This window comes from Micromonospora sp. NPDC049903 (assembly GCF_044460945.1).
Taxonomy (GTDB): domain Bacteria; phylum Actinomycetota; class Actinomycetes; order Mycobacteriales; family Micromonosporaceae; genus Micromonospora.
On the sequence record NZ_JBITKL010000002.1, the window covers coordinates 125,353 to 140,770 of the forward strand.

Genomic DNA, 15,418 nt, shown 5'->3' on the forward strand with positions numbered 1-15,418 from the left:
GGACTAGAGCTGCTCGGTCTCGCGGTAGTCGTCGGTGTCGTAGTCGGCCTCGCCGAAGGTGTCCACGACATGCGCCGGGTCGAAGTTCGGAGCCGAGTCCTTCAGCCCCAGACCCATTCCGGCGAGCTTCATCTTGACCTCGTCGATCGACTTCTGGCCGAAGTTGCGGATGTCGAGAAGGTCGGCCTCGGTACGCCCGATGAGCTCACCAACGGAGTTGATGCCCTCGCGCTTGAGGCAGTTGTAGGAGCGGACGGTCAGGTCCAGCTCCTCGATCGGCAGGGCCAGGTCCGCCGCCAGCTGCGCGTCCTGCGGCGACGGGCCGATGTCGATGCCCTCCGCCGTCTCGTCCAGCTCCCGGGCCAGCCCGAACAGCTCCACCAGCGTCGAACCGGCCGAGGCCAGTGCGGTACGCGGGCCCATCGACGGCTTGGTCTCGACGTCGATGATCAGCCGGTCGAAGTCGGTCCGCTGCTCGACACGGGTCGCCTCGACGCGGTACGTCACCTTGAGCACCGGCGAGTAGATCGAGTCGACCGGGATCCGGCCGATCTCGGCACCCGCCTGCTTGTTCTGCGCCGCCGTGACGTAGCCCCGACCCCGCTCGACGGTCAGCTCCATGTCGAGCCGGCCCTTGCCGTTGAGGGTGGCGAGCTTCAGGTCCGGGTTGTGCACCGAGACACCGGCCGGGGGCTGGATGTCACCGGCGGTCACGTCGCCCGGGCCCTGCTTGCGCAGGTACATGCTGACCGGCTCGTCGTGCTCGGAGCTGACGCAGAGCTCCTTGATGTTCATGACGAGCTCGACCACGTCCTCCTTGACCCCGGGGATCGTGGTGAACTCGTGCAGCACACCATCGATCTTGATCGAGGTGACCGCAGCACCCGGGATGGACGACAGCAGCGTACGCCGCAGCGAGTTGCCCAGGGTGTAGCCGAAGCCCGGCTCCAGCGGCTCGATGGTGAACCGGGACCGGGTCTCGTTGATCGACTCTTCGGAGAGAGACGGTCGCTGGCTGATGAGCATGTTTTCTCTTCTCTTCCGGGACGCCCGCTATATGACGTCCACGACACAACGTGTTCCGGTGGCCCGCCCGTCGCCGGGCGGGCCACCGCAACGAGCCCTTACTTCGAGTAGAGCTCGACGATCAGCTGCTCCTGGACCTGGGTGTCGATCACCTGGCGGGCCGGGAGCGAGTGCACGAGCACCTTCATCTGGCTGGGGATGGCCTCGAGCCACGCCGGGACCGTCTTGGAGCCGGCCTCGGCCTGCGCCACGATGAACGGGGTGAGCTCCTTGCTCTTCACCCGAACCTCGATGATGTCGTGCTCCTTGACGCGGTACGACGGGATGTCGACCTTCTTGCCGTTCACCGTGAAGTGACCGTGCTTGACCAGCTGACGGGCCATGTCCCGGGACTTGGCGTAGCCGGCCCGGTAGACCACGTTGTCCAGCCGCGACTCGAGGATCTGCAGGAGGACCTCACCGGTCTTGGCCTGCTTGGCCACGGCCTCCTCGTAGTAACCGCGGAACTGCTTCTCCAGCACGCCGTAGACCCGGCGAGCCTTCTGCTTCTCACGGAGCTGGAGCAGGTACTCCGTCTCCTTGGTGCGGCCGCGGCCGTGCTGCCCGGGCGGGAACGGCCGGGACTCGAACGGGCACTTCGGACCATCGCACTTGCTGCCCTTGAGGAACAGCTTCATCTTCTCCCGCCGGCAACGGCGGCAGTCAGCACCGGTGTAACGAGCCATCTCTCTCTAACCTCTCAGACCCGACGACGCTTCGGCGGACGGCACCCGTTGTGCGGCTGGGGGGTGACGTCGGAGATCTGCCCGACCTCCAGACCCACCGCCTGCAGCGAACGGATGGCGGTCTCCCGGCCGGAACCGGGACCCTTGACGAACACGTCGACCTTGCGCATGCCGTGCTCCATGGCCCGACGCGCGGCGGCCTCGGCGGCCAGCTGCGCGGCGAACGGAGTCGACTTGCGCGAGCCCTTGAAGCCGACCTGGCCGGCGGAGGCCCACGAGATGACGGCACCGGTCGGGTCCGTGATGGACACGATGGTGTTGTTGAAGGTGCTCTTGATGTGCGCCTGCCCGTGGGCGACGTTCTTGCGTTCCTTGCGCCGGACCTTCTTGACTGCGGCTCCGGCACGAGCCTTCGGTGGCATAAGTCTGTGCGCTCCTGTTTTTGGTTCTCGATCGGGTTCCGGTCTCTCGCCCCGCTACTTCCGTAGACACCGGCTCCGGTGGGAGTCCGGCCGACCTCGGCGGAGAAGGACCAGAATTCCGGTTGAAGAACTACTACTTCTTGCCGGGCTTCTTCTTGCCGGCGACCGTCCGCTTCGGGCCCTTGCGGGTACGCGCGTTCGTGCGGGTCCGCTGGCCACGGACGGGCAGTCCCCGGCGGTGCCGGATACCCGCGTAGCAGCCGATCTCGACCTTGCGACGGATGTCAGCGGCGACCTCGCGGCGCAGGTCGCCTTCTACCTTGTAGTTGGCCTCGATGTGGTCACGGAGCTGGACCAGCTCCTCGTCCGTGAGGTCCCGGGCGCGCTTGTCCGGCGAGATGCCGGTGGCGGCGAGCGTCTCCAGAGCGCGGGTACGACCCACGCCGAAGATGTAGGTGAGCGCAATCTCCAGCCGCTTCTCGCGGGGGAGATCCACGCCGACTAGACGTGCCATCTGCGGGCGTACTCCTTGTGGTTTTCTGCCGGAGGTGTGGTCCCGTCCCACCCCGCTACGCGGCCGTCCCGTCTTTCCGGCGCGATACACGCCGGCGACCGGGATGGTCGCTGCCCGAGCGGGCCCCGGCCTCCGACCGGGGGTCAACCACGAGTGAGTACGCGCTGCGCACCGCTCGCGGCTGGGACGAGCATGTGTGATGTGTGGGCTGGGTTCAGCCCTGGCGCTGCTTGTGGCGCGGGTCGGTGCAGATCACCATGACCCGGCCGTGCCGGCGGATAACCCGGCACTTGTTGCAGATCCTCTTGACGCTCGGCTTGACCTTCACGGTTGCCTTACTTCCCATCTGGCCCGGCGCCACGAGGCGCGACACCGGACGTCGAAGACGGACACGGGACGATTCCCGGCCGCCGTCAGGCTTACTTGTAGCGGTAGACGATGCGCCCGCGAGTCAGGTCGTACGGCGAGAGCTCGACGACGACCCGGTCCTCCGGCAGGATGCGGATGTAGTGCTGCCGCATCTTGCCGCTGATGTGAGCCAGCACCTTGTGGCCGTTGGCGAGCTCCACCCGGAACATGGCGTTCGGCAGGGGCTCGATGACCCGACCTTCGATCTCGATGGCTCCGTCTTTTTTCGGCATGTCCTCCGCTGTCCTGACGTCGGTTACTCCGGACGGCCCACAACGTCTTACACGGGTGACTGATCAAGATCAGATTTCCCGCGCCAGCCGCGGCTCCGCGTCCCACCGAAGCGCTGGTGGGCATGGCGGAGTGGACGCTGTGCGCCGATCAGAAAGTGTACGCCCGCCTGCACGTCGTCGCCAAACCGACCGGCCAGAGTACGCCGATGGGATGGACAAACCCGGCGTTCAGCCCGCCGCGTCGCGCTCCGCACGGCGTACGCCACCGGTGGACTCAGGCTCGGCTGGGGTGCCGCTGCGGGCCTCCGTGCCCTGCTCCTCGGCCTGCGGGTCCGCCCCCGGCCGCTCGCGCTCCGCGCCTGGCCCGGTGACTCCGGTCGGCCGGTCCCGCTCATCGCCCGGCCCGGTGGACCCGGCAGCCGTGGCGGTGATCTCGGCGGGCTGCTCGGCGGCGAGCGCGGCACGCTCCCGCTTGCGGGCCTTCTTCTCTTTCCGACGCTGCCGACGGCGTTCCTGCTGCGCCGCCCACCGTTGCGGCTCGCCGGTGCTCAGCCCGGTGACGGTACGCACCACCTGCACCGCGCCCCACGGCCCAGCCACCCAGATGGGCCAGAAGTACACCAGATCGCGGGCGGCGAACGAGGTGACCGCCCAGATGGCGACCACGATGCCGACGGTCTTGAGCCAGGGCTCCCACACGTCGACCAGCCAGCGGACGGTCACTCCACGCCCGGCGTCGGGGAGCACCGGCGCGTCGGGCTCCTGCCGTGCCGGCACCGCCCCGGGCAGGTCTCCCGTCAGGGCGTCGAGTTCCGCGTACGTCCGTGCCGCGTAGGCCCGCTGCAACCGCTCGTCGTACTCGTGCAGGTCCAGCCGGCCCTCGTCGAGCGCCTCCCGGAGCCGTTCGGCGACGGCCTGCCGGTCGGAGTTCGCTGCCCGCATCCCGTCCTGCCCGTCCATGTCGGCAAGCATGCCATCGTGCTGCCAGTCCGGCTAACCTGCGCCCGCCCACCCGATCGTCGGGCGAGGGCGACGACAGTCACCCGGCCGCGATAACGGAGAGTGAACACCGTGACCGGGTCGTGTCGAACGTCACACTGCCGTGGTGGGGCGGCGGCCGTTGCTGGTCGTGGGTGGGCCGCGACCGGGGCAGGGCCTCCTCGTCCGGCCGAGGGCCAGCTCGTCGGCGGCGCCGCGCCGATGCCCGGCCACGGCCGACTTCGCGCCGACCGCCGGAACAGGGTCGGTTCAGCCAGCCGGCGAGTCGGCGGGCTGGCGGGCGGTGACCAGCTCACCGAGGCGGGCTCGGCCACCGTCCTGGGCGGTCAGCACCCAGACCCCGTCCGGCAGCAGCGCCATGGTGTGCTCGACGTGTGCCGCGCGCGACCCGTCCCGGGTGACCACCGTCCAGCCGTCGGCCAGTTCGGCGGTACGCGGCGAGCCCATCGTGATCATGGGCTCGATGGCCAGCGCCATGCCCGTCACCAGACGCGGCCCCTTGCCCGGCCGCCCGTGGTTGAGCACGTGCGGATCCTGGTGCATCTCGGTGCCGATGCCGTGGCCGCCGTAGCCGTCGACGATGCCGTACCGACCGCCCTTGCGGACCGCGTTCTCCACCGCGTGGGAGATGTCGGTCAGCCGGCCCTTGCCGCTGGCCGCGCCCCGGGCGGCGGCGGCGATACCGGCCCACATCGCGTCCTCGGCGACCGTGGCCATCCGCAGCAGAGCCGGGTCGACGTCGCCCACCCCGACGGTGATGGCCGCGTCGCCGTGCCAGCCGTCCAGCACCGCGCCGCAGTCGATCGAGATCAGGTCGCCCTCGGCGAGGACCTGGTCCGGCGAGGGGATCGCGTGCACGATCTGCTCGTTGACCGACGAGCAGATCGAGGCCGGGAAGCCGTGGTAGCCCTTGAACGAGGGGGTCCCGCCGGCTTCACGGATCGTCGACTCGGCGATAGCGTCCAGGTCGGCGGTGCTCACCCCGGGCGCCACCGCCTCGCGCATCCGGCGTAACGCCTCGGCGACCACCAGCCCGGCGGCACGCATCTTCTCGATCTGCTCGGGGGTCTTCAGCTGGATGTCCAGCTGGGGACGACGCATCGGGGCGCTACCTTTCGTTGCCGAACCAGCGGGGCACGCCGGACGTACCCCGCTGTTCGCACTCTATCCGGCCGGCGACTACGCCGATCTCAGCCGCCGTAGGACCGCAGGGCGTCGATCGCGCGGACGGTGACGTCCTCCACCGGACCGGTGGCGTCGATCCCGACCAGCTTGCCCTGGGCGCCGTAGTAGTCCACCAGCGGCGCGGTCTTCTCCGCGTACTCACGCAGGCGGGCGGCGATGGTCTCCGGCTTGTCGTCGTCGCGCTGGAACAGCTCGGCACCGCAGCGGTCGCAGATGCCGTCCCGACTGGTCGGGTCGAACTCGACGTGCCAGATCTTGCCGCAGCCCCGGCAGGTGCGCCGGCCGGAGAGCCGCCGGATCACCTCGTCGTCGTCGACCACCAGCTCCAGGACGACGTCCAGCGCGGTACCGAGGTCGGCCAGGAGCTTGTCCAGCGCGGCGGCCTGCGGAGTGGTCCGCGGGAACCCGTCGAGCAGGAAGCCCTCGGACGCGTCCGGCTCGGCGAGCCGGTCCCGCACCATGTTGATGGTGACCTCGTCCGGTACCAACTTGCCGGCGTCCATGTAGCGCTTGGCCTCGACCCCGAGCGGGGTGCCCTGCGACACGTTGGCACGGAAGATGTCACCGGTCGAGATCTTCGGCACGGAGACGTGCGCGGCGATGAACTCCGCCTGCGTTCCCTTGCCCGCCCCCGGCGGGCCAACCAGAACCAGTCTCATCTACCGCAGGAACCCTTCGTAGTTCCGCTGCATCAGTTGGCTCTCGATCTGCTTGCTGGTCTCGAGAGCCACACCGACCATGATCAGCACAGCGGTACCGCCGAACGGGAAGTTGAGGTACTGCTGCCGGTCCAGCCAGATGAAGAAGAAGTTCGGCAGGATCGAGATGATCGCGAGGTACAGCGCCCCGGGCAGCGTGATCCGGCTCAGGATGAAGTCCAGGTAGTCGGCGGTCGGCTTACCGGGGCGGATGCCCGGCACGAAGCCGCCGTACTTCTTCATGTTGTCCGCGACCTCGGTCGGGTTGAACGTGATCGAGACGTAGAAGTACGTGAAGAAGATGATCAGCAGGAAGTAGACCGCGATGTAGATCGGGCTGGTCGGGTCCACCAGGTTGTTCTGGATCCACGCCTGCGTCTGACCCGGGTCGTTCTGGTCGAAGAACTGCAGCGCCAGCTGGGGCAGGTAGAGCAGCGACGAACCGAAGATGACCGGGATGACACCCGCCTGGTTGACCTTCAGCGGGATGTAGGTCGACGTGCCGCCGTACATCCGCCGGCCGATCATGCGCTTGGCGTACTGCACCGGGATCCGGCGCTGGGCCTGCTCGATGAAGGTGACCGCGGTGATGACCACCAGGACCAGAGCGATGACGAGGAAGAACTTGGCCCAGCCCTGGCTCTCCTTGATCCGCCAGCCCTCGCTGGGGAGGCGGGCGGCGATCGAGGTGAAGATCAGCACGGACATGCCGTTGCCGACGCCGCGGTCGGTGATCAGCTCGCCCAGCCACATGACCACGCCGGTACCGGCGGTCATCGTCATCACCAGGATGGACAGGGTCAGCCAGTCCGGGATGCCGGTGCCCTCGGGGATGATCGGGAACTGGTCGCACTGGTTGTTGAAGAGCTGCCCGGAGCGGGCCAGCGCCACGAACGCGGACGCCTGCAGGACACCCAGGCCCAGGGTCAGGTACCGGGTGTACTGGGTGATCTTCGCCTGGCCGGCCTGGCCCTCCTTGCGGAGCTGCTCGAGCCGGGGGATCACCACTGTCAGCAGCTGCAGGATGATCGACGCGGTGATGTAGGGCATGATGCCCAGCGCGAAGACCGAGAGCTGGAGCAGCGCGCCACCGGAGAAGAGGTCGAGCAGGTTCAGTACCCCGGTCGAGCCGTCGATGGTGTCAAGGCACTGCTGGACGTTGCCGTACGACACGCCTGGGCTGGGCAGCGTCGCGCCGAGCCGGTAGATCGCGATGATGCCTACTGTGAACAGCAGCTTCTTGCGCAGGTCAGGCGTACGGAACGCACTGAGAAAGGCGGACAGCAACTTCTTCCTCCTGCGCGAGGCGGGCCGCCGGTCGTCCCTGGCGGTTTGGGGTGGGTGCCGGGCAGGTGCCCGATATCCATGGCTGGGAAGGGACTCTAACAGCCCGATCCCCGTCCGGGCAGATGTGCCCGGCTACATAAACCGAATCCGATGTTACCGGGCGCACAGGCCCCGTGGAGACCATGGCGCCCGCCAGCTGGGATCAACTGGCGGGCGCCATCGTTCGTACTGCTTACAGCTCGGTGACCGAACCACCGGCGGCAGCGATCTTCTCCTTGGCCGACGCGCTGAACGCGTGCGCCGAGACCTGGAGCGACACGTTGCCGAGGTCCCCGGTGCCGAGGACCTTGACCGGCTGGCCCTTGCGGACCGCACCGGCCTCGACCAGCTCGGCCGGGCCGACCTGACCGCCGTTGGGGAACAGCTCGGCCAGGCGGTCCAGGTTGACCACCTGGAAGACCACCTTGAACTTGTTCTTGAAGCCCTTCAGCTTCGGCAGGCGCATGTGGATGGGCATCTGCCCACCCTCGAACGCCGCCGGGATGTTCTTCCGGGCCTTCGAACCCTTGGTACCGCGACCGGCGGTCTTGCCCTTGGAGCCCTCACCGCGACCCACACGGGTCTTCGCGGTCTTGGCTCCCGGTGCCGGGCGCAGGTGATGGACCTTGATCGTCATTACTCGACCTCCTCGACCTTCACGAGGTGGCTCACCTTGAAGATCATGCCCCGAATCTCGGGCCGGTCCTCCTTGACCACCACGTCGTTGATCCGCTTGAGACCGAGCGACCGCAGCGACTCACGCTGGTTGTGCTTGGTCCCGATGTCGGACCGGAGCTGGGTGACCTTGAGACGCGCCATCAGGAGGCCACCTCCGCCCGCGAGGCGAGCATGGCGGCCGGAGCGACGTCCTCCACCGGCAGGCCCCGACGCGCCGCGACAGCCTCCGGGGACTCCAGCCCCTTCAGGGCCGCCACGGTGGCGTGCACGATGTTGATCGGGTTCGACGATCCGAGGCTCTTGGAGAGCACGTCGTGGATGCCCGCGCACTCCAACACGGCACGGACCGGACCACCGGCGATGACACCCGTACCGGCCGAGGCCGGCTTGAGCAGCACCACACCGGCGGCGTCCTCGCCCGTGACCGGGTGCGGGATCGACGAGCCGATCCGCGGCACCTTGAAGAAGTGCTTCTTGGCCTCCTCGACACCCTTGGCGATCGCCGCGGGCACCTCCTTGGCCTTTCCGTAGCCCACGCCCACGGTGCCGTCGCCGTCGCCGACGATCACGAGGGCGGTGAAGCTGAAGCGACGACCACCCTTCACGACCTTGGCGACGCGGTTGATCGCGACGACCCGCTCGAGGTGCGGGGTCTTCTCGGCGGGCGCGTTTCCGCGGCCGCCCTCACGGCGGTTGTCGCGGCGACCACCCTCGTTGCCACCGGACCCGCCGCCACGGCGCTGTTGACCTGGCATCAGCAGCCTTCCTTCTCTCTCGTGACGGGGATTGTCAGAACTCGAGCCCGGCTTCGCGGGCGGCGTCGGCAAGCGCGGCGACCCGCCCCGCGTACCGGTTGCCACCGCGGTCGAAGACGACCTTGGAGACGCCGGCGGCCTTGGCCCGCTCGGCGAGCAGGGAGCCGACCTTGCCGGCCAGGGCGCTCTTGTCGCCCTCGGTACCGCGCACCGAGGCGTCCAGCGTCGAGGCCGACGCCAGGGTGTGCCCCTTGGTGTCGTCCACGATCTGGGCCACGATGTGCCGCAGCGAACGGGTGACCACCAGGCGCGGACGCTCGGCGGTGCCACTGACGTTCTTGCGGACCCGGAAGTGCCGACGCGCACGCCCGACGGCACGCTTGGCGGCGACACCGCGGCGGCGCTTGAGCAGCGTGGCGCTCACTTCTTACCTGCCTTTCCAGCCTTGCGACGGATGACCTCGCCCTGGTACTTCACGCCCTTGCCCTTGTAGGGCTCCGGCGGGCGGATCTTCCGGATGTTGGCGGCGACCTCACCGACGAGCTGCTTGTCGATACCGGCCACGTGGAACAGCGTCGGCTTCTCCACCGTGAAGGTGATGCCGTCGGGCGCCTGCACCTGCACCGGGTGTGAGAACCCGAGTGCGAACTCCAGGTCCTTGCCCTTGGCGGTGACCCGGTAACCGGTACCGGCGATCTCCAGGCTCTTGCGGTAGCCCTCGGTGACCCCGACGATCATGTTGGCGACCAGGGTACGGCTCAGGCCGTGCAGTTCCTTGGCCTTGCGCTCGTCGTTCGGGCGGTTGACGCTCAGCTGCCCGTCCTCGGCCCGCTCGATCGTGATCGGCGCGGCCAGGGTGTGCGACAGCTCGCCCTTGGGGCCCTTGACCTTGACGGTCTGGCCGTCGATCGTCACGTCGACGCCGGAGGGCACCGGGATCGACTTACGTCCAATTCGCGACATTTCTACCTGTCTCCCGTTACCAGACGAAGGCGAGGACTTCCCCGCCAACGCTCCGCTTGCGGGCCTGCCGGTCGGTGAGCAGCCCCTGGGACGTCGAAATGATCGCCACGCCCAGCCCACCGAGCACCCGCGGGAGCCCGTCCGACTTGGCGTACACCCGCAGACCGGGCTTGGAGACGCGCTTGATACCGGCCAGGCTCCGCTCCCGGTTCTGGCCGTACTTCAGCTCGACGACCAGTCGCTTGCCGACGGCGCCCTCTTCGGGCTCCTCGACCGCCCAGGTGGCGATGTAACCCTCGGACTTGAGGACCTCGGCGATGTTGGCCTTGATCTTCGAGTAGGGCATCGTCACCCGGTCGTGGTACGCCTGGTTGGCGTTACGCAGACGCGTGAGCATGTCTGCGATGGGGTCGGTCATCGTCATGAAAACTCGTCAACCTTTCTCGCCGGGGTTCCCGCGACTCGCGCAGGCCTACGGCGAAGAGACAGTCCAGCTGATACGCCGAAGCGCGCCGGGCTATTACCAGGAAGCCTTGGACACGCCGGGCAGCTCACCGCGGTGGGCCATCTCCCGGATGCACACCCGGCAGAGCCCGAACTTGCGGTAGACCGCCTTGGGACGCCCGCACCGCTGGCAGCGGGTGTAGGCGCGAACCGAGAACTTCGGCTTCGCGGCCGCCTTGAGGATCAGCGCCTTCTTGGCCATCTCAGTTCTCCTTGAACGGGAAGCCCAGGAGCTTCAGCAGCGCCCGGCCCTCGTCGTCGGTCGTGGCGGTGGTCACCACCGTGATGTCCATGCCCCGCTGGCGATCGATCTTGTCCTGGTCGATCTCGTGGAACACCGACTGCTCGGTCAGACCGAACGTGTAGTTGCCGTGCCCGTCGAGCTTGCGCCCGTCCAGGCCGCGGAAGTCACGGATACGCGGCAGCGCGATGGAGAGCAGCCGGTCCAGGAACTCCCACATCCGGTCGCCGCGCAGGGTCACCTTCGCGCCGATCGGCATGCCCTCGCGGAGCTTGAACTGCGCGATGGACTTGGTCGCCCGCCGGACCTGCGGCTTCTGGCCGGTGATGGTGGCCAGGTCGCGGACCGCGCCGTCGATGAGCTTGGCGTCCCGAGCGGCCTCGCCGACGCCCATGTTCACGACGATCTTGACGAGCCGCGGCACCTGCATCGGGTTGCCGTACTCGTGCTGCTCGCGCAGCTGGGCCACGATCTCGTTGCGGTACCGCTCCTTGAGGCGCGGCATGGTCTTGGTTTCGGTAGCCGTGGTCATCACAGGTCCTTACCGGTGCTACGCGCGATGCGGACCTTCTGGCCGTTGTCGTCGATCCGGTAGCCGACGCGGGTCGGCTTGCCGTCGGAGTCCACGACCATCACGTTCGAGACGTGGATCGGGGCCTCCTGGGTGACGATGCCACCGGTCTTGGCGCCACGCTGAGTGGTGCTGATGCGGGTGTGCTTCTTGACCCGGTTCACGCCCTCGACCAGGACCTTGTCCTGCCGCGGGTAGGCCGCGATGACCTTGCCCTTGGCGCCCTTGTCCTTGCCGGCGATGACGACGACCGTGTCGCCCTTCTTGACCTTCACGGTCACAACACCTCCGGCGCGAGAGAAATGATCTTCATGAACCGCTTGTCCCGCAGCTCACGACCGACCGGGCCGAAGATACGGGTACCGCGCGGGTCCCCACCGTCCTTGATGATGACGGCGGCGTTCTCGTCGAAGCGGATGTACGACCCGTCCGGCCGCCGCCGCTCCTTGGCGGTACGGACGATGACGGCCTTGACCACGTCGCCCTTCTTGACACCGGCACCCGGGATCGCGTCCTTGACGGTCGCCACGATGACGTCGCCGATGCTCGCGTAGCGCCGACCGGAGCCACCGAGAACCCGGATGCACAGGATCTCCCGGGCACCCGTGTTGTCGGCGACGCGCAGTCGCGACTCCTGCTGAATCACGTCTATCTCCTATGTCTGCCGGTTCTCCGGCCGCCGGGGCGGCCGGAGCCTGGCGGAACCTGCGCCCGACCGATCTCGGCCGAGCTCGAGCCTTCGCTACTTGGCCTTCTCGAGGATCTCCACGATTCGCCACCGCTTGGTGGCGGACAGCGGCCGGGTCTCCATGATCAGGACGCGGTCGCCGACACCGGCGGAGTTCTGCTCGTCGTGGACCTTCAGCTTGCTGGTACGGCGCATGATCTTGCCGTACAGCGCGTGCTTGACCCGGTCCTCGACCTCGACCACGACGGTCTTGTCCATCTTGTCGCTGACCACGAGGCCCTCACGGACCTTACGGCGGCCACGCTGCGCGGTGGCGGTCGTGTTCTCGCTCATGAAGCAGTCACCTCAGTCGGCGCGGCCGAGAGCCCCAGCTCGCGCTCACGCATGATCGTGTAGATCCGGGCGATCTCCCGACGGATGACCTGCAGCCGCCGGTTGTTGTCCAGCTGACCGGTTGCGGCCTGCACGCGGAGGTTGAACAGCTCCGCCTTGGCCTCGCGCAGCTTCGTGACCAGCTCCTCCTCGGAGAGCTCACGCAGCTCGGAGGCCTTAACGCCCGCTGCCATCAGGATTCACCCACTTCGCGCGTCACAATGCGGCACTTCATCGGGAGCTTGTGGATCGCGCGACGCATCGCCTCTCGCGCGATCTGCTCGTTGGGGAAGGACATCTCGAAGAGGACCCGCCCCGGCTTGACGTTGGCGACCCACCACTCCGGCGAGCCCTTACCGGAACCCATCCGGGTTTCGGCCGGCTTCTTGGTGAGGGCCTGGTCCGGGAAGATGGTGATCCAGACCTTGCCGCCACGCTTGATGTGGCGGGTCATCGCGATACGCGCCGACTCGATCTGCCGGTTGGTCACGTACGCCGGCTCGAGAGCCTGGATTCCGAACTCGCCGAACACCACCCGGTTGCCGCCCTTGGACGCGCCGCTGCGGTCCGGGTGGTGCGGCTTGCGGAAGCCCTTCGGGGGCTTGCGCGGCATCAGCATCTGTCAGCCCTCCTGCTGCGTTTCTGCCGCGGCGGCGACGGCGGACGCGTCCACCGGCTCGCCGCTCGGCGTCTCGGCCTGCTGCGCGACGGTCGTCGCGGCAGCGCGGCCGGCCTCGGTGCCACCGGAGGTCGTGCCGGACGAACCGGACCGACCACGACGCGGCCGCTCGGGGCGGTCACCGCGCTCCCGGCGCGGGCGCGACGGAGCCTCGGTCGGGGTCTCCCGACCCGGCACCGCGTCGCCCTTGTAGATCCAGACCTTCACGCCGATGCGGCCGAAGGTGGTACGGGCCTCGAAGAAGCCGTACTCGATGTTGGCCCGCAGCGTGTGCAGCGGAACCCGACCCTCGCGGTAGAACTCCGTGCGGCTCATCTCGGCGCCGCCGAGGCGACCCGAGACCTGCACCCGGATGCCCTTGCACATCGGGTTCTTCATCGCCGACTGCATCGCCTTGCGCATCGCGCGGCGGAAGCTGACCCGGCTGGAGAGCTGCTCGGCGACGCCCTGGGCGACCAGCTGCGCGTCCGACTCGGGGTTCTTCACCTCGATGATGTTGAGCTGCACCTGCTTGCCGGTGAGCTTCTCCAGCTCGCCGCGGATCCGGTCGGCCTCCGCACCCTTACGGCCGATGACGATGCCCGGCCGGGCGGTGTGGATGTCGACGCGGACCCGGTCGCGGGTGCGCTCGATGTCGACCTTGGAAATGCCGGCGCGCTCCAGGCCCTTGGACATCATCCGGCGGATCTTGACATCCTCGCCGATGTAGTCCTTGTAGAGCTTGTCCGCGAACCAGCGGGACTTCCAGTCGGTCGAGATGCCGAGCCGGAACCCGTGCGGGTGAACCTTCTGACCCATTACTCGGCGCCCTCCGTGTTGCTCTGCGTCTCGGCCGGCTCGGTCTGCTTGGCCGGGGCCGACTTCTTCGCCGACTTCTTCGGCGCGGCCGGCGCGACCGCCTCGACCGCCACCGTGATGTGGCAGGTGCGCTTGCGGATCCGGTACGCCCGGCCCTGAGCCCGAGGCTGGAACCGCTTCATGGTCGGGCCCTCGTCCACGAACGCCTCGCTGACGAGCAACGCGTCGGGGTCCAGCCGCTCGTTGTTCTCCGCGTTGGCGATCGCGCTCGCGAGCACCTTGTACACCTGCTCGCTCGCCGCCTGCGGCGCGAACTGCAGCACCGTGAGCGCCTCCTTCGCGGGCAGGCCGCGGACGAGGTTGACCACCCGGCGCGCCTTCATCGGCGAGATGCGCACGTGTCGCGCAATCGCCCGCGCGCCCGGAAGCACCGGAGCGTCGCCCTTTCCTGGCATCGCTGTAACCCCTTGATCCTCTATCCGTATGCCCGCGGCGTCAGCGCCGGCGGCTCTTCCGGTCGTCCTTCTCGTGACCCTTGAACGTACGGGTCAACGCGAACTCGCCGAGCTTGTGCCCGACCATCGCCTCGGTCACGAACACGGGGACGTGCTTGCGTCCGTCGTGCACCGCGATCGTGTGCCCGAGCATGTCCGGGATGATCGTGGAGCGGCGCGACCAGGTCTTGATGACGTTCTTCGAGCCCTTCTCGTTCTGCGTCTCCACCTTCTTGAGCAGGTGGTCGTCGATGAACGGGCCCTTCTTCAGGCTGCGAGGCATGTCTTATCTCCCTCAGCCGCGCTTACGCGTGGCGTAGCGGCGGCGGACGATCAGCCGGTCACTCGGCTGGCCCTTACGACGGGTGCGGCCCTCGGGCTTACCCTGCGGGTTGACCGGGTGGCGACCACCGGAGGTCTTGCCCTCGCCACCACCGTGCGGGTGGTCGACCGGGTTCATGGCCACACCACGGACGGTCGGGCGCTTGCCCTTCCACCGCATCCGGCCGGCCTTGCCCCAGTTGATGTTTGACTGGTCGGCGTTGCCGATCTCGCCGACGCTGGCGCGGCAGCGCACGTCGACACGACGGATCTCACCCGACGGCATACGCAGGGTCGCGTACGCGCCCTCCCGGCCGAGCAGCTGGATGCCGACGCCGGCCGAGCGGGCCAGCTTGGCGCCGCCACCCGGACGCAGCTCCACGTTGTGGATCGTGGTACCGACCGGGATGTTGCGCAGCGGCAGGTTGTTGCCGGGCTTGATGTCCGCGCCCGGACCCGACTCCACCGCGTCGCCCTGCTTGAGGTCCTTCGGCGCGAGGATGTACCGCTTCTCGCCGTCGGCGTAGTGCAGCAGCGCGATGCGCGCGGTGCGGTTCGGGTCGTACTCGATGTGCGCGACCTTGGCCGGCACGCCGTCCTTGTCGACCCGCTTGAAGTCGATCAGCCGGTACTGGCGCTTGTGGCCGCCACCCTGGTGCCGGGCGGTGATCCGCCCGTGGGCGTTCCGGCCGCCCTTCTTCGGCAGCGGGGCCAGCAGCGACTTCTCCGGCGTCGACCGGGTGATCTCGGCGAAGTCGGCGACGCTCGAGCCACGCCGGCCCGGCGTCGTCGGCTTGTACTTACGGATAGCCATTGTC

The 15,418-nt window shown here is 68.2% G+C and carries 26 protein-coding genes and 1 pseudogene; all 27 read right to left on the reverse strand.

The features are described 5' to 3' along the window. Window positions 1–3: 3 nt before the first annotated feature. Window positions 4–1,026, reverse strand: a complete 1,023-nt coding sequence (locus ACIBO1_RS05280; protein WP_074472529.1) for a DNA-directed RNA polymerase subunit alpha — start codon at window positions 1,024–1,026, stop codon at window positions 4–6. 98 nt (window positions 1,027–1,124) lie between these two features. Beyond that, window positions 1,125–1,751 (reverse strand): 30S ribosomal protein S4, encoded by a 627-nt coding sequence (gene rpsD, locus ACIBO1_RS05285; RefSeq protein WP_350692864.1) that lies wholly within the window; start codon window positions 1,749–1,751, stop codon window positions 1,125–1,127. Window positions 1,752–1,765: 14 nt separating this feature from the next. Continuing rightward, window positions 1,766–2,173, reverse strand: coding sequence for a 30S ribosomal protein S11 (rpsK, locus tag ACIBO1_RS05290; protein WP_007073011.1), 408 nt, complete (start codon window positions 2,171–2,173; stop codon window positions 1,766–1,768). Window positions 2,174–2,306: 133 nt separating this feature from the next. Further along, window positions 2,307–2,687: a 30S ribosomal protein S13 gene (gene rpsM / locus ACIBO1_RS05295; RefSeq protein ID WP_117226239.1), complete on the reverse strand. Its 381-nt coding sequence runs from the start codon at window positions 2,685–2,687 to the stop codon at window positions 2,307–2,309. A 214-nt stretch (window positions 2,688–2,901) separates the two neighbouring features. Continuing rightward, window positions 2,902–3,015, reverse strand: coding sequence for a 50S ribosomal protein L36 (gene rpmJ, locus ACIBO1_RS05300; RefSeq protein ID WP_012184307.1), 114 nt, complete (start codon window positions 3,013–3,015; stop codon window positions 2,902–2,904). A gap of 91 nt (window positions 3,016–3,106) precedes the next feature. Next, window positions 3,107–3,328 carry a translation initiation factor IF-1 gene (gene infA, locus ACIBO1_RS05305; RefSeq protein ID WP_007073013.1) on the reverse strand — a complete coding sequence of 74 codons (222 nt, stop codon included), beginning with the start codon at window positions 3,326–3,328 and terminating at the stop codon, window positions 3,107–3,109. Window positions 3,329–3,742: 414 nt separating this feature from the next. Further along, a pseudogene (locus ACIBO1_RS05310) lies at window positions 3,743–4,288 on the reverse strand (DUF1707 domain-containing protein); the annotation flags it as partial. Window positions 4,289–4,576: 288 nt separating this feature from the next. Beyond that, window positions 4,577–5,428 (reverse strand): type I methionyl aminopeptidase, encoded by an 852-nt coding sequence (map, locus tag ACIBO1_RS05315; protein WP_350692866.1) that lies wholly within the window; start codon window positions 5,426–5,428, stop codon window positions 4,577–4,579. Between the two features lie 89 nt (window positions 5,429–5,517). Next, on the reverse strand, window positions 5,518–6,171 hold the full coding sequence (locus tag ACIBO1_RS05320) for an adenylate kinase (RefSeq protein ID WP_117226242.1): 654 nt from the start codon (window positions 6,169–6,171) through the stop codon (window positions 5,518–5,520). Next, complete coding sequence (gene secY / locus ACIBO1_RS05325) at window positions 6,172–7,497, reverse strand: preprotein translocase subunit SecY (RefSeq protein WP_350692868.1); 1,326 nt, start codon at window positions 7,495–7,497, stop codon at window positions 6,172–6,174. A gap of 232 nt (window positions 7,498–7,729) precedes the next feature. Continuing rightward, window positions 7,730–8,173 (reverse strand): 50S ribosomal protein L15, encoded by a 444-nt coding sequence (gene rplO, locus ACIBO1_RS05330; protein WP_350692869.1) that lies wholly within the window; start codon window positions 8,171–8,173, stop codon window positions 7,730–7,732. Beyond that, window positions 8,173–8,355 (reverse strand): 50S ribosomal protein L30, encoded by a 183-nt coding sequence (gene rpmD, locus ACIBO1_RS05335; RefSeq protein WP_117226245.1) that lies wholly within the window; start codon window positions 8,353–8,355, stop codon window positions 8,173–8,175. The genes rplO and rpmD overlap by 1 nt, the downstream gene beginning before the upstream one ends. Then, window positions 8,355–8,969 (reverse strand): 30S ribosomal protein S5, encoded by a 615-nt coding sequence (gene rpsE / locus ACIBO1_RS05340; protein ID WP_093403623.1) that lies wholly within the window; start codon window positions 8,967–8,969, stop codon window positions 8,355–8,357. The genes rpmD and rpsE overlap by 1 nt, the downstream gene beginning before the upstream one ends. 34 nt (window positions 8,970–9,003) lie before the next feature. Continuing rightward, window positions 9,004–9,393, reverse strand: coding sequence for a 50S ribosomal protein L18 (gene rplR, locus ACIBO1_RS05345; protein ID WP_350692870.1), 390 nt, complete (start codon window positions 9,391–9,393; stop codon window positions 9,004–9,006). Continuing rightward, window positions 9,390–9,932, reverse strand: coding sequence for a 50S ribosomal protein L6 (gene rplF / locus ACIBO1_RS05350; protein ID WP_350692871.1), 543 nt, complete (start codon window positions 9,930–9,932; stop codon window positions 9,390–9,392). The genes rplR and rplF overlap by 4 nt, the downstream gene beginning before the upstream one ends. Before the next feature lie 16 nt (window positions 9,933–9,948). Next, window positions 9,949–10,356 carry a 30S ribosomal protein S8 gene (gene rpsH, locus ACIBO1_RS05355; RefSeq protein ID WP_093403619.1) on the reverse strand — a complete coding sequence of 136 codons (408 nt, stop codon included), beginning with the start codon at window positions 10,354–10,356 and terminating at the stop codon, window positions 9,949–9,951. A gap of 96 nt (window positions 10,357–10,452) precedes the next feature. Continuing rightward, window positions 10,453–10,638 (reverse strand): type Z 30S ribosomal protein S14, encoded by a 186-nt coding sequence (locus tag ACIBO1_RS05360; RefSeq protein ID WP_007073023.1) that lies wholly within the window; start codon window positions 10,636–10,638, stop codon window positions 10,453–10,455. A 1-nt stretch (window position 10,639) separates the two neighbouring features. Next, a complete protein-coding gene (gene rplE, locus ACIBO1_RS05365; RefSeq protein WP_350692874.1) occupies window positions 10,640–11,209 on the reverse strand; it encodes a 50S ribosomal protein L5 in 570 nt (189 codons plus the stop codon). Continuing rightward, window positions 11,209–11,529, reverse strand: coding sequence for a 50S ribosomal protein L24 (gene rplX / locus ACIBO1_RS05370; protein WP_018217055.1), 321 nt, complete (start codon window positions 11,527–11,529; stop codon window positions 11,209–11,211). Before rplX ends, rplE begins: the two co-directional genes overlap by 1 nt. Beyond that, on the reverse strand, window positions 11,526–11,894 hold the full coding sequence (gene rplN, locus ACIBO1_RS05375; RefSeq protein WP_023358185.1) for a 50S ribosomal protein L14: 369 nt from the start codon (window positions 11,892–11,894) through the stop codon (window positions 11,526–11,528). The genes rplX and rplN overlap by 4 nt, the downstream gene beginning before the upstream one ends. A gap of 96 nt (window positions 11,895–11,990) precedes the next feature. Next, a complete protein-coding gene (gene rpsQ / locus ACIBO1_RS05380; RefSeq protein ID WP_396741695.1) occupies window positions 11,991–12,269 on the reverse strand; it encodes a 30S ribosomal protein S17 in 279 nt (92 codons plus the stop codon). Then, the gene (rpmC, locus tag ACIBO1_RS05385) at window positions 12,266–12,502 is read right to left on the reverse strand and encodes a 50S ribosomal protein L29 (protein ID WP_007073028.1); all 237 of its coding nucleotides are present in this window, start codon (window positions 12,500–12,502) and stop codon (window positions 12,266–12,268) included. Before rpmC ends, rpsQ begins: the two co-directional genes overlap by 4 nt. Continuing rightward, on the reverse strand, window positions 12,502–12,927 hold the full coding sequence (gene rplP, locus ACIBO1_RS05390; RefSeq protein ID WP_007465292.1) for a 50S ribosomal protein L16: 426 nt from the start codon (window positions 12,925–12,927) through the stop codon (window positions 12,502–12,504). Before rplP ends, rpmC begins: the two co-directional genes overlap by 1 nt. A 3-nt stretch (window positions 12,928–12,930) precedes the next feature. After that, a complete protein-coding gene (rpsC, locus tag ACIBO1_RS05395) occupies window positions 12,931–13,785 on the reverse strand; it encodes a 30S ribosomal protein S3 (RefSeq protein ID WP_131052671.1) in 855 nt (284 codons plus the stop codon). Further along, complete coding sequence (rplV, locus tag ACIBO1_RS05400; protein ID WP_350692880.1) at window positions 13,785–14,240, reverse strand: 50S ribosomal protein L22; 456 nt, start codon at window positions 14,238–14,240, stop codon at window positions 13,785–13,787. The genes rpsC and rplV overlap by 1 nt, the downstream gene beginning before the upstream one ends. A gap of 40 nt (window positions 14,241–14,280) precedes the next feature. Further along, entirely contained in the window at window positions 14,281–14,562 is a 282-nt protein-coding gene (gene rpsS / locus ACIBO1_RS05405; RefSeq protein ID WP_067359615.1) for a 30S ribosomal protein S19, read from the reverse strand. Window positions 14,563–14,574: 12 nt separating this feature from the next. Continuing rightward, the gene (rplB, locus tag ACIBO1_RS05410; RefSeq protein WP_117226254.1) at window positions 14,575–15,414 is read right to left on the reverse strand and encodes a 50S ribosomal protein L2; all 840 of its coding nucleotides are present in this window, start codon (window positions 15,412–15,414) and stop codon (window positions 14,575–14,577) included. Between the last annotated feature and the right edge of the window lie 4 nt (window positions 15,415–15,418).

Excerpts from the sequence above, each read along its gene's own strand:
- rplP (WP_007465292.1), bottom strand. The coding sequence starts at position 12,927 with ATGCTGATGCCGCGCAAGCCCCCGAAGGGCTTCCGCAAGCCGCACCAC.
- rpsK (WP_007073011.1), bottom strand. The coding sequence starts at position 2,173 with ATGCCACCGAAGGCTCGTGCCGGAGCCGCAGTCAAGAAGGTCCGGCGC.
- rplE (WP_350692874.1), bottom strand. The coding sequence starts at position 11,209 with ATGACCACGGCTACCGAAACCAAGACCATGCCGCGCCTCAAGGAGCGG.
- rplV (WP_350692880.1), bottom strand. The coding sequence starts at position 14,240 with ATGCCAGGAAAGGGCGACGCTCCGGTGCTTCCGGGCGCGCGGGCGATT.
- rplB (WP_117226254.1), bottom strand. The coding sequence starts at position 15,414 with ATGGCTATCCGTAAGTACAAGCCGACGACGCCGGGCCGGCGTGGCTCG.
- rpsC (WP_131052671.1), bottom strand. The coding sequence starts at position 13,785 with ATGGGTCAGAAGGTTCACCCGCACGGGTTCCGGCTCGGCATCTCGACC.
- rpsH (WP_093403619.1), bottom strand. The coding sequence starts at position 10,356 with ATGACGATGACCGACCCCATCGCAGACATGCTCACGCGTCTGCGTAAC.
- infA (WP_007073013.1), bottom strand. The coding sequence starts at position 3,328 with ATGCCGAAAAAAGACGGAGCCATCGAGATCGAAGGTCGGGTCATCGAG.
- rplO (WP_350692869.1), bottom strand. The coding sequence starts at position 8,173 with ATGACGATCAAGGTCCATCACCTGCGCCCGGCACCGGGAGCCAAGACC.
- rpsS (WP_067359615.1), bottom strand. The coding sequence starts at position 14,562 with ATGCCTCGCAGCCTGAAGAAGGGCCCGTTCATCGACGACCACCTGCTC.
- rpsQ (WP_396741695.1), bottom strand. The coding sequence starts at position 12,269 with ATGAGCGAGAACACGACCGCCACCGCGCAGCGTGGCCGCCGTAAGGTC.
- ACIBO1_RS05280 (WP_074472529.1), bottom strand. The coding sequence starts at position 1,026 with ATGCTCATCAGCCAGCGACCGTCTCTCTCCGAAGAGTCGATCAACGAG.
- rplF (WP_350692871.1), bottom strand. The coding sequence starts at position 9,932 with ATGTCGCGAATTGGACGTAAGTCGATCCCGGTGCCCTCCGGCGTCGAC.
- map (WP_350692866.1), bottom strand. The coding sequence starts at position 5,428 with ATGCGTCGTCCCCAGCTGGACATCCAGCTGAAGACCCCCGAGCAGATC.
- rpsD (WP_350692864.1), bottom strand. The coding sequence starts at position 1,751 with ATGGCTCGTTACACCGGTGCTGACTGCCGCCGTTGCCGGCGGGAGAAG.
- rpmC (WP_007073028.1), bottom strand. The coding sequence starts at position 12,502 with ATGGCAGCGGGCGTTAAGGCCTCCGAGCTGCGTGAGCTCTCCGAGGAG.
- rpmD (WP_117226245.1), bottom strand. The coding sequence starts at position 8,355 with ATGGCGCGTCTCAAGGTCACCCAGCTCCGGTCCGACATCGGGACCAAG.
- rpsM (WP_117226239.1), bottom strand. The coding sequence starts at position 2,687 with ATGGCACGTCTAGTCGGCGTGGATCTCCCCCGCGAGAAGCGGCTGGAG.
- ACIBO1_RS05360 (WP_007073023.1), bottom strand. The coding sequence starts at position 10,638 with ATGGCCAAGAAGGCGCTGATCCTCAAGGCGGCCGCGAAGCCGAAGTTC.
- rpsE (WP_093403623.1), bottom strand. The coding sequence starts at position 8,969 with ATGCCAGGTCAACAGCGCCGTGGCGGCGGGTCCGGTGGCAACGAGGGT.
- ACIBO1_RS05320 (WP_117226242.1), bottom strand. The coding sequence starts at position 6,171 with ATGAGACTGGTTCTGGTTGGCCCGCCGGGGGCGGGCAAGGGAACGCAG.